9 protein-coding genes are annotated in these 10,494 nt (G+C 47.2%); 5 read left to right on the top strand and 4 right to left on the bottom strand.

The window, feature by feature from the left end; translation table 11 throughout:
- The 3 genes from HP456_RS14570 to HP456_RS14560 form a co-directional block, all read left to right on the top strand.
- The coding region (locus tag HP456_RS14570) for an ABC transporter ATP-binding protein (RefSeq protein ID WP_172252336.1) at positions 1-864 on the top strand (864 nt) is incomplete at its 5' end.
- Positions 861-1,952, top strand: a complete 1,092-nt coding sequence (locus HP456_RS14565; protein WP_172252334.1) for an ABC transporter permease — start codon at positions 861-863, stop codon at positions 1,950-1,952. The genes HP456_RS14570 and HP456_RS14565, both read left to right, overlap by 4 nt.
- Before the next feature lie 122 nt (positions 1,953-2,074).
- Complete coding sequence (locus HP456_RS14560; protein WP_172252332.1) at positions 2,075-3,121, top strand: SDR family oxidoreductase; 1,047 nt, start codon at positions 2,075-2,077, stop codon at positions 3,119-3,121.
- Between the two features lie 184 nt (positions 3,122-3,305).
- Here the strand turns inward: HP456_RS14560 and ahpF are convergent, their stop codons facing one another.
- Both ahpF and ahpC read right to left on the bottom strand, forming a co-directional pair.
- Complete coding sequence (ahpF, locus tag HP456_RS14555) at positions 3,306-4,838, bottom strand: alkyl hydroperoxide reductase subunit F (RefSeq protein WP_172252330.1); 1,533 nt, start codon at positions 4,836-4,838, stop codon at positions 3,306-3,308.
- A gap of 14 nt (positions 4,839-4,852) precedes the next feature.
- A complete protein-coding gene (gene ahpC, locus HP456_RS14550; protein ID WP_172252327.1) occupies positions 4,853-5,416 on the bottom strand; it encodes an alkyl hydroperoxide reductase subunit C in 564 nt (187 codons plus the stop codon).
- A gap of 568 nt (positions 5,417-5,984) precedes the next feature.
- Between ahpC and HP456_RS14545 the strand changes: the two genes are divergently transcribed.
- Entirely contained in the window at positions 5,985-6,593 is a 609-nt protein-coding gene (locus HP456_RS14545; protein ID WP_216663293.1) for a hypothetical protein, read from the top strand.
- A 2-nt stretch (positions 6,594-6,595) separates the two neighbouring features.
- Positions 6,596-7,336 (top strand): hypothetical protein, encoded by a 741-nt coding sequence (locus tag HP456_RS14540; RefSeq protein ID WP_172252325.1) that lies wholly within the window; start codon positions 6,596-6,598, stop codon positions 7,334-7,336.
- A 128-nt stretch (positions 7,337-7,464) separates the two neighbouring features.
- Here HP456_RS14540 and HP456_RS14535 read toward each other — a convergent pair whose 3' ends face one another.
- Both HP456_RS14535 and HP456_RS14530 read right to left on the bottom strand, forming a co-directional pair.
- Entirely contained in the window at positions 7,465-9,207 is a 1,743-nt protein-coding gene (locus tag HP456_RS14535) for an ABC transporter ATP-binding protein (RefSeq protein ID WP_172252323.1), read from the bottom strand.
- A 554-nt stretch (positions 9,208-9,761) separates the two neighbouring features.
- Positions 9,762-10,229, bottom strand: a complete 468-nt coding sequence (locus tag HP456_RS14530; protein WP_172252321.1) for a YusW family protein — start codon at positions 10,227-10,229, stop codon at positions 9,762-9,764.
- Between the last annotated feature and the right edge of the window lie 265 nt (positions 10,230-10,494).

Genomic DNA, 10,494 nt, shown 5'->3' with positions numbered 1-10,494 from the left:
GTGAATGGCGTATCATTTCAGGTGGAGAAGGGGGAGATCTTCGGTTTGCTTGGTCCGAACGGGGCGGGGAAGACGACGACAATCGAGATGCTTGTCGGTCTCCGGAAGCCTGACGAGGGAACGGCGAGTTTAGCGGGACATGATGTGAAGAAACAGGTGAACAAGGTAAAAGAAGTGATTGGGGTTCAGCTTCAGTCGACTTCTCTTTTTGAATTATTGAAGGTGGAGGAGATCCTCCATCTATATGCGAGTTTCTATCCGAGTCATGTTGATATCGGACGGCTGATCGAGGATATGCTGTTGACTGAGAAGCGGAACGACCGGATCAAAGGGCTGTCCGGCGGGCAGAAGCAGCGGCTCGCGATTGCGCTTGCACTGATCCATGGTCCGGATATTGTGTTTCTGGATGAACCGACGACGGGGCTTGATCCGCAGGCGAGACGGACTCTCTGGGACATCGTGCTGCGTTTAAAGGAGCAGGGCAAGACAGTGATCCTCTCGACTCATTATATGGACGAAGCCCACGTACTCTGCGACCGCATCGGCATCATGGATCAAGGGGAGCTGATTGCACTCGACACGCCGGCGAATCTCGTCAAGACCTTGCAGTCGACGAGCACAGTGGAATTTCATCTGGACAACCCGCCTGAGCAGGATTGGTTCATGAAAATGGAAGGCGTCGAGGAAGCGGCAGTCAAGGACACGTTTGTCCAGCTCTATACGGATGACCTGCAACTTGCCCTGACATCACTCATTGCGGTGTCAGCCGAGCACGGTCTCAAAATCGGGGACCTGCAGACGCGCCAGGCAACACTTGAGGATGTATTCATCCATATGACAGGAAGGAGGCTGCGTGAATCATGAGAGCTTATTGGCAGTTGACACTGGCTCAATTAAGGATTTTTGCAAGGAATAAACAAGTCCTGTTCTTCACGCTGCTCTTCCCGGTCATCCTGATGGTGGCCCTTGGATCCTTTGTCGGCGGCGAGACGTCACTTTCGCTTACTGCAGGGGTCGTCGACCGGGACGGGACCGATGCATCGAAGGACTTGAAGGATTTATTTTATGAAAATGAGGGCATTGAAACAAAAGATTATAAATCAGTGAAAGCAGGTAAGGAAGCCGTCGAAAGCGGGGATGTTCAGCTTCTGATTGAAATCCCGGAAGGATATGGAACGAGTCTCGAGGAGAGGGACGCGGCATTCACCGTTCCGGTCTACTACAACGAAAAGAACCTGACCACCGCAGAACTTGGGCTCACGGCTGTGAACGGGATCATCGATCAATACAGCAAGGACCTTGTCGACTACCAGCCGCTGGTGACGATTGAAAAAGTGGGAATCGAGGCGCTTAACATCCGCTATATCGACTTCCTTGTACCAGGCATCGTCGCGATGATGATCATGAGCAACAACATGAACGGGGTCGCCGGCCAGATCTCAGCCTGGCGTGAACGGGGGATCCTCCGCCGGATGCAGGGGACGAGACTGAAAGCGTCGACCTTCATAGCAGCCCAAATTACCGCGCGTTTATTGCTGAACGGAACACAGGCATTGCTTGTTGTCTTGATCGCCAATCTGATCTTTGATATAAACGTCGCCGGTTCGTGGCTCGCCCTGATTTTCTTCATCGTACTGGGCACCCTTGCATTCATGGCGCTCGGATTCATCATCGCCGGGCTTGCAAAGAACCCGGAAAGTGCGGGGCCGATTGCAGGTTTCGTAACGTTTCCGATGCTGTTTCTTGGAGGGGTGTTTTTTCCGATTAATAATATGCCGGATCTCATACAGCCGATCGTGAAGGTGCTGCCGATCGCTCATCTGACTTCTGCATTGCGGGAAACGATGAATATCGGGACTTCATTTTTGGCATTGGGGACGGAGACGCTTATTTTAGGAGTATGGCTGGTTGGCGGATTTGCGATTGCCAGCTGGGTGTTTAAGTGGGAGTAAGGTGAGGCGGCCGGTCTTTGTGAAAAAGGGTTGCTGTAGGCTGAATCATCCCCCCGTATCTTTTACCAGAAGGAATCCGTTATATAAAATGAAAACTATTTTTATAGGGGTGGGGGAATACGATGAAGGTCCTGATCATTGGAGGCACGCGTTTTTTGGGGAGAGCGTTGACTGACGAAGCATTGAAGAGGGGGCACGACGTCACCTTGTTCAATCGTGGGAACAATCAAGAGGTGTTTCCTGGAGTGGAGCAGTTGATCGGCGACAGGGACAGAGATTTGTCCCTGCTTGAGAACCGAAAATGGGATGTGGTGATGGATACATGCGGGTTTGCCCCTCATCAAATCAAAAGATTGGCAGAAGCTGTCGGGGATCAGATCGAGCATTATGTCTACATTTCAAGCATTTCGGTCTATAAGGATTGGATTCCGCCACTTTTGACGGAGGACTATCAACTGCATCCCGAGCTTACAGATAAAGTATTGAACGCGGTTGAAGAAGGGAAGGTTTCTCCTTACGAGTATTACGGCCAGCTGAAAGTCCATTGTGAAAATGAAGCAGAGAAACAGTGGACCGGCAGTGTCCTGCATGTTCGGGCAGGACTGCTTGTCGGGGCATTCGATTATACCGACCGGCTCCCGTATTGGGTCAAACGCGTCGCAGCCGGCGGAAAAACCCTGGTGCCGGGGCGTCCTGACCGGCCGGTCCAAATGATTGATGTGAAAGATGTCGCCACTTGGGTGTTCGATATGGCTGAACAACGAAAAGCGGGCAAGTATAATGTAACAGGTCCAGACCCTAAAGTGACGATGGAAGAGCTGTTGAATACATGCAAATCCGTCGAGAACAGTGACGCAGAATTCGTTTGGGCAAGTGAGCAGTTCATGATTGATCACGGCGTACATCCATGGACAGAGATGCCTTTATGGATTCCTGAGCATTTCGTGTTAGATGGAGAAACGGAGCCTTGGAAAGGGGCCTCTTCGGTCAGCATTGATAAAGCCGTTCGCGCAGGTCTCTCCTTCCGCCCTCTTGTGGATACGATCCATGAAATTTATAAATGGGAAGAATCGAGGGAGGATACCGATATGAAGGCCGGAATGCTCCCGGAAAGGGAGAAAGAGCTCCTGGAGTTGTGGTTCAAAAAGGATAGAACCGGATCATTGTGAAGGGGTGGCAATCAAGAGTCAGGGTCAGTTGTGCTGAATTGTCTTATCGATAGCCGAGAATGAGCCGGGGGACCTGTCCCTTTGGCCCTTGTCCCGGCCGGAAACATAAAGGAGTCAAGGAATATTCCAACTCAAAAAAAGCCGCTTTTCTACTTTTATTCTGTAGAAAAAGCGGCTTTTTATATTAATTCCGGATGAGATAATCAAACGCTCCTAAAGAGGCTGTCGCTCCAGATCCCATGGAAATGATGATTTGGTTGTAAGCACTGTCTGTACAGTCTCCTGCAGCGAATACGCCTGGAAGACTTGTCGCTCCGTGCTTGTCTACGATGATTTCACCGAATCGGGTGCGTTCGATGGTTTCGTCAAGCCAGTCTGTATTTGGTACAAGACCGATTTGGACGAATACACCTTGCAGCTCGATATGGTGTTCTTCGTGTGTGTCGCGATCAGTGTAGGTGATACCGTTCACTTTGTCGGTTCCGGTGATCTCCCGGGTCTGTGCATTCGCAATGACCGTTACATTCGGAAGGCTGTGAAGACGTTTTTGCAGGACGTCGTCGGCTTTCAGTTCTGAGTTGAACTCGAGAACCGTTACATGCTTGACGATCCCTGCAAGATCGATTGCTGCTTCGACTCCGGAATTCCCGCCGCCGATAACCGCTACGTCTTTTCCTTCGAACAATGGTCCGTCACAGTGAGGACAATATGCCACACCTTTGTTTTTGAATTCCTGTTCACCAGGTACGCCAATGTTTCTCCAGCGGGCACCAGTAGAGATGATCAGACTTTTACTCTTCAGAACTGCGCCGTTTTCAAGTTCAAGCTCGATCAGGTCTTTCTTTTCAAGCCGTTTGGCACGCTGAAGGTTCATTACATCGATGCCATAGTCCTTCACGTGCTCTTCCAGACTTGCGACAAGCTTAGGACCTTCTGTCTGCTTGACACTGATGAAGTTCTCTATGCTCATCGTGTCCAGTACCTGGCCGCCAAAGCGTTCGGCTACGATACCTGTGCGGATTCCTTTACGTGCTGCGTAAATCGCCGCACTGGATCCTGCAGGGCCGCCTCCGACTACAAGAACATCGTAAGGGTCCTTATTCGAAAGTTCTCCCGCATCAGGTCCTTCAACGATCTTGGCAAGGATTTCTTCCAGAGTCGTGCGGCCGCCGCTGAAAAATTCAGCATTCAAAAAGACGGATGGAACGGCCATGATGTTCTTGTATTCTGCTTCTTCTTTATACGCAGCACCGTCGATCATCGTGTGAGTGATATTAGGGTTGAGCACACTCATGATGTTCAGGGCCTGTACGACGTCAGGACAGTTGTGGCAGCTAAGGCTGACATACGTCTCAAAGTGATGTTCGCCTTTGATGCTTTTGATTTGATCAACGACACTCTGATCAACCTTTGGCGCTCTGCCGCTGACTTGAAGGAGAGCAAGGACAAGCGAAGTGAATTCGTGACCCAGGGGGATACCGGCGAATGTGACTCCGGTATCTTCTTCCCCTGCACGGTTCACGCTGAAGCTTGGCGTCCTAGGTAAATCAGCTTTCTCGACACTGATGTTGGAGGACATGGAAGAGAGCTCTTCGACGAGAGCCAGCATGTCCTTCGAAGTGTCATCTGTACCTGCGCTGACTTTCAGAACGATATCGCCTTCCATCATTTGCAGGTACTGTTCTAATTGTGCCTTAATATCTGCTTCAAGCATCATTTATTGTGCACTCCTTATAACTTACCAACTAGATCAAGGCTTGGCTTAAGTGTTTCAGAACCTTCCTGCCATTTAGCCGGGCAAACTTCGCCTGGGTTCTTGCGCACATATTGTGCAGCCTTGATTTTGCTGATAAGGATATCTGCGTCACGGCCGATGCCGCCAGCATTGATTTCAACTGTTTGGATGACACCATCAGGATCGATGATGAACGTACCGCGGTCAGCAAGACCTTCTTCTTCGTTCAGTACATCGAAGTTGCGGGAGATTGTTTGAGATGGATCCCCGATCATCGCATACGTGATTTTACCGATTTTTTCAGAGCTGTCGTGCCAGCCTTTATGTGTAAAGTGAGTATCTGTTGATACAGAATATACTTCAACTCCAAGCGCTTTAAGTGCCTCGTAGTTATTTTGAAGGTCTTCAAGTTCAGTTGGGCATACGAATGTGAAATCTGCAGGGTAGAAGCAGAAAATGCTCCATTGACCTTTCAGGCTTTCGTCAGTGACAGTGATGAACTCTCCGTCCTTGTATGCTTGTGCTGTGAATGGTTTTACTTCTGATCCGATTAAAGACATAATGTAAATTCCTCCTAGTAGATTGTAGAATATGATTGAGAATTATTAATAGTTTATAATAATTCTAATTCGATATTTATTATTATATAAGGCTGGGAATTTGTCAAGGAAAGAGAACATATTATTTGATAGTTTTTTTGAAGGTCGTTTATTTTTGTCTGGAAATTCGACCTGAGGGGCAGAATCAGCTGCAGGAAGGGTGCGATTATTCAGAAGAGAGATGGAATTAATTGAATGAGGGGTTCAATATTTAAAAGAATGGTACAATTATTTGTTTGTAGGGTGCAATTACCTTTCAAAGCCTGATCCGCGTTACGATGAAGCTTCATCGTAACGCGGATCGGGCTTTTTTAGGACAAATACTTGGTATTTAATGTTAAAATGGGTGAGTTGTTTGATTAGCTGGGTTCTGTGAATGTAACTGGCTTATACATAGAAAGAAGGGGAGGAGATTGCCATAAACATTCAACTAACGTTTAACGCTGTATCCATTGTACTGAATTTGATGGCGTGGATGCTCATTGGAATTTTAGTATATAGAAGCTATAAAAAACTGGACGCAAAGCCGATGATATGGAAGATTCTGTTGGTTATCGCAGTCGGGCTGATGTCCTTCTCGATTCACTGGAATTTGTTTGATACATTGTTGAAGCTGCCTGTTTTACCGCTGGGTGTATGGGTGCTGTACGGTGCCTTGAATAGGAAGGAAGGCAGGTGGGACAGGTATCGCTCGTTTGCGTGGACCGGGTTCCTTGGGAATTTCATTTTCCTGGCTTCTGCACTGATTTCGATTCCGTTCCATTTGCTCATTTATCCAGATGATGATCCATCTACTTACATAACCAATGCCGAAGGTGCTTCGCTTATCCGCATCCATCAATCGGGAGCAGAAGAACCGACTCTTGATCGAGAGAGATTAGTAGAACAAATCCCTGCCATGAGACAGGAAGAAATATATAGTGCTGGATGGTACGAAGAAATGTATGACAGTTCAGATGGGAAGAGAAATAGAAATGAACGATTTCCCTATCAGATTCTGGGAGTATCACCCAAATGGGGAAGCGGATTGGACCCGCTCATTTATGTAGAAGATGACGGAAAGGGAATTCTCCTTACCGGATCCGGAAATCAGCTCTATTATCGATTCGAAGATTCCATCATAGAGGAGGGGATGTGAGGATGATAGGAAAAAAGAAAATCATCTGGTCTTTGATGGCAGCCGTACTCCTGACTGGAGTTCTAGGAATCTATTGGTTCTATATTGCAAAACCGGCCCCTCTGCCTGAACAAGAACGCATGGTCAAGGAAATCAATGGGCAGCAGCCCGAAGCAAAAGCTGTTGAGATTCAGGAGAGGATTCAGATTGACGGCAGGCACGCAGTCGCTCCCTTCAAATCGGACACCGGGGCATATGGCATCAGCCACTGGGTATGGAAGTGGCATGAATGGGGCCTTGAGGGGATCCGGACAAAGGGAGATCCAAGGATATGGAAAATCGATCCCTCTGACCCGTCAAGCTTTCATTTCATCTGGAACATCGATCCTGAGGAGCGTGTTGAAACGATCGAATATTATTTGATGAGGGATAGAAATTATTCGATCTCAGGGGGAGAGGAGCAATATATTCCAAGCATCCGGCTGAAAAAGGGAGTTTCAATGAATGAAAAACCATATGGTGCCATGAAGGTGCCTGCAGAATGGTCAGCCATCCTGAAGCAAAATAGTGGAGGAAATCATAAGAAGCCGGCTTCTCTTTTTGCTGATTTTCACCAGATCCCCCATTTGACTTTTGGATGGCATCCGCTTGATGAAGGCGGGGAAGATGCCTATCCGAAAAGTGCGATGAATGGGTCGACATATTATAGTGGCGATCTCAATGAGGAGTTTTTGATGCCTCTTAATACAAGCGATGTTGAGTAGGGATAGTTTTATAGGTGGTCCTAAAAAGTTTCATTATTCAGTTCAGAAAAATGCAGGGGGCTTGGCCGTCATGGAGATAATCTTGAAGAAAAAGGCTCTTCGACATAAAAGTCGAAGAGTCTCCTCCTTTACCTCAAAACCTCAAACTGCCTGGAATACAACTGCGAATATGGACCATCTCTTTCAAGCAGTGCTTCATGCGTGCCCTCTTCCACAATTCTTCCTCCGGATAAAACAATGATTCGGCCGGCGTTCCGTATGGTGGAAAGGCGATGGGCGATCACGAGTGTCGTTCTTCCTTTTGCCAGACATTCGAGGGACTCTTTCACGATGCTTTCACTCTCGTTATCCAACGCGCTTGTAGCTTCATCGAGAATAAGGATGGGCGGATTTTTCAGAAATACGCGGGCGATACTGAGCCGCTGCTTCTGGCCGCCGGACAGACGGACACCGCGCTGGCCGATTTCAGAATGGTAACCATGTGGCAGGCGGGTGATGAATTCGTGGGCATTGGCCCGCTTCGCTGCGGTCATGACTTCTTCATCGGTGCCTCCGGGATGACCGTACCGGATGTTTTCCATGACAGTTCCTGAAAATAGGTAGACATCCTGATGAACGATTCCTATGTTGTTTCTGAGTAACTTCAGATCCAGGTCTTTGACATTCGCCCCGTCTACAAAGATTCCGCCCGCCGCAGCGTCGTAAAAACGGGGGATCAGGGAGCTTAAGGTCGTCTTTCCAACCCCTGATGGGCCAACGATGGCTACGTATTCCCCCGGGTGAATGTCAAGGGACAGATGTTCAAAAACAGGTTGTGTGAAAGAGTCGTAATGAAAGGAGACGTTCCTGAATTCGATGCGGCCCTCGACCAGCGGAATCGCTTTCGAATCAGGAGCATTCCTGATATCAGGTTCTGTGTTCATGATTTCGATGAACCGCTGAAAACCTGTGATCCCTTCCTGGAATTGGGTGCTCATGTGAGTAAGCCGCTGGATCGGCTCGACCATGAAACCAATATAAAGCAAGAACGTGATAAGGTCAGGCAAATCAAGCGACGCATTCACGATTTGAATGGTCCCGGCAATGACGACGGTGATCGTGATCATCTGTATGAAAGCTTCCGTCCAGTTATAGAAGTATGCCTCTGCCTTATACGTGCCTTTCCGGCTTTCGAGAAAACGGTGGTTCTCCCTGTTGAATTTATTGATTTCGAGCGCTTCATTGCCGAACGACTGAACGACGCGGATCCCGGATAACGTATCCTCCACCTGCGCATTGATGTCCCCGATCCGTTCTTTGTTATCGGTCAGCGCCTTGTTCAGTCTCTTATTGAAATACAGGGAAAAGAACCCAAGGACCGGGAAAAAGCAAAATACGATGATCGTAAGAGGCGCATTGATGAAAAGCAGGATCACAAACGCTCCAAGAAACCGGACAAGATACTTTACGTAGTCTTCCGGCCCGTGATGATAAAGCTCTGATATCAATAACAGATCATTCGTCACCCGTGTCATCAACCGGCCCGTCTTTTGTTTATCATAAAAACTGAAAGAAAGCTTCTGCAAATGAGAAAACAACTCGCTGCGCATATCACTTTCCATGCGCGCCCCAATTTCATGTCCTTTATAATCGACTACATAATTTAAGATATTCTGCACAATTACGAGCACGATCATCAAGCCGCCGATCCATAGCACGTCGACAATGGCTGTCGACACCCCCCCTTCCAGCACATCCTTCGTCACGTAACGGACGAGCAAAGGAAAGGCGAGGGTCAGTGAAGAAGTGATCAGTGCACAGGCTAATACCACCATGAACATTCTGAAATAAGGCTTATAATACGAAAGAAATTTCTTAACTGGAAAATGCATAAAGTACCCCTTTATTGTGTTTTTTCACTAAACACATATAAGGGGGAAGACCGTAACGTTAAAAAGGCGTCCCACCCTTATATGTTTGTACGGCTAAGACAGTCATGTTTCTCATGTAAATATCCTCCTTTTTGTTGGTTATGTTTATTGTATGATGTAAGTCGCTGATTGAAAAGTGAATTTTCAAAAAATAAATAGCCGGGATGTTGAATGAAAGAAGTGGAGAAAATTCGACAAGCAGCACAATTATCGTGAAAGCGGCACAATACCCCTGAAACAAGCACGATTATTCAATAACCTAGCTTGTTAAATGCTGGACAAAAGCGGAACCTACAATGCAAAGGCTGTGTACATACAAAAACAAGTCACTTGAAGTCATTTATTAAAGAAAAATGTACAAATTATGGTGGGAAACCGAAGCAGGGTAACGGAGTGATAACTTAGATCGAGATGGGAAAGTCATACGAAAAGAAAGAAGCAAGTCTTGCTGTCAATGCCTTTAAAAACGAAAAAGAGGCGACAAGATATATGCCTTGTGCCCCTTTCGCGATATGCTATTGCTCTCTGTATTCCTTTTCAGCGCCATCAGAGTATTTGATCTCAAGTTCAAAATTCTGATAGCCATCTTCTATTGAAAAGGCTTCTTTCACTTGTTTGATGACCTCTTGCTCATCTGTGTTCTGATCGAAGTTAAAGTCTTCGAAAATCGGCGTCAGCTTGTTCATCGCTTCATCGGATGACAGGTTCTGATCGTTGAGGTCGTCTTGATATTTCGCTTCAGCCCCGTCTTTCTCATTTTCATAATCGACGTCTATGGTCTTGTTATCTTTATAGTTCACATCCAGGTCAAAGCCAGTGAAAGAGAAGGCTTCTTCCTTGGTTTCCTCCGTGTTATTCGAAGTATCTTCCACAGGCGCATTTTCCGGGGGATTCTTGACCTCTTCCTTGTCATTATCATTGCAGCCCGCCAACATCAAGAATGACAGGGGGACAGCCAGGAACATCTTCCATTTGCGATTCATATTGTGACCTCCTCAATGGTTGTTGAGGGTAGTTTACCCAGAAATGGGAATCTAAATCATCGGTTGGGATGTGTTATTCAGAGGGAAAGGTGACGAAATGGATGTATCTAAGAAATATGTGATAACTTACCTAAGAAACCTTTCCACTTCATCAGCTACGCCTTCTAAATGATCGATAAGTGCAGCATGTCCAGCAGGGAGTACGGTATAGTGGATGTCGATATCACTGTTTTTCATATCATTGATGATTTCAAGCGTCATTTGC

Source organism: Bacillus haikouensis (genome assembly GCF_013179555.1).
In the GTDB taxonomy this organism is placed as follows: domain Bacteria; phylum Bacillota; class Bacilli; order Bacillales; family Bacillaceae_B; genus Rossellomorea; species Rossellomorea haikouensis_A.
This window is presented reverse-complemented; position numbering and strand designations above follow the sequence as displayed.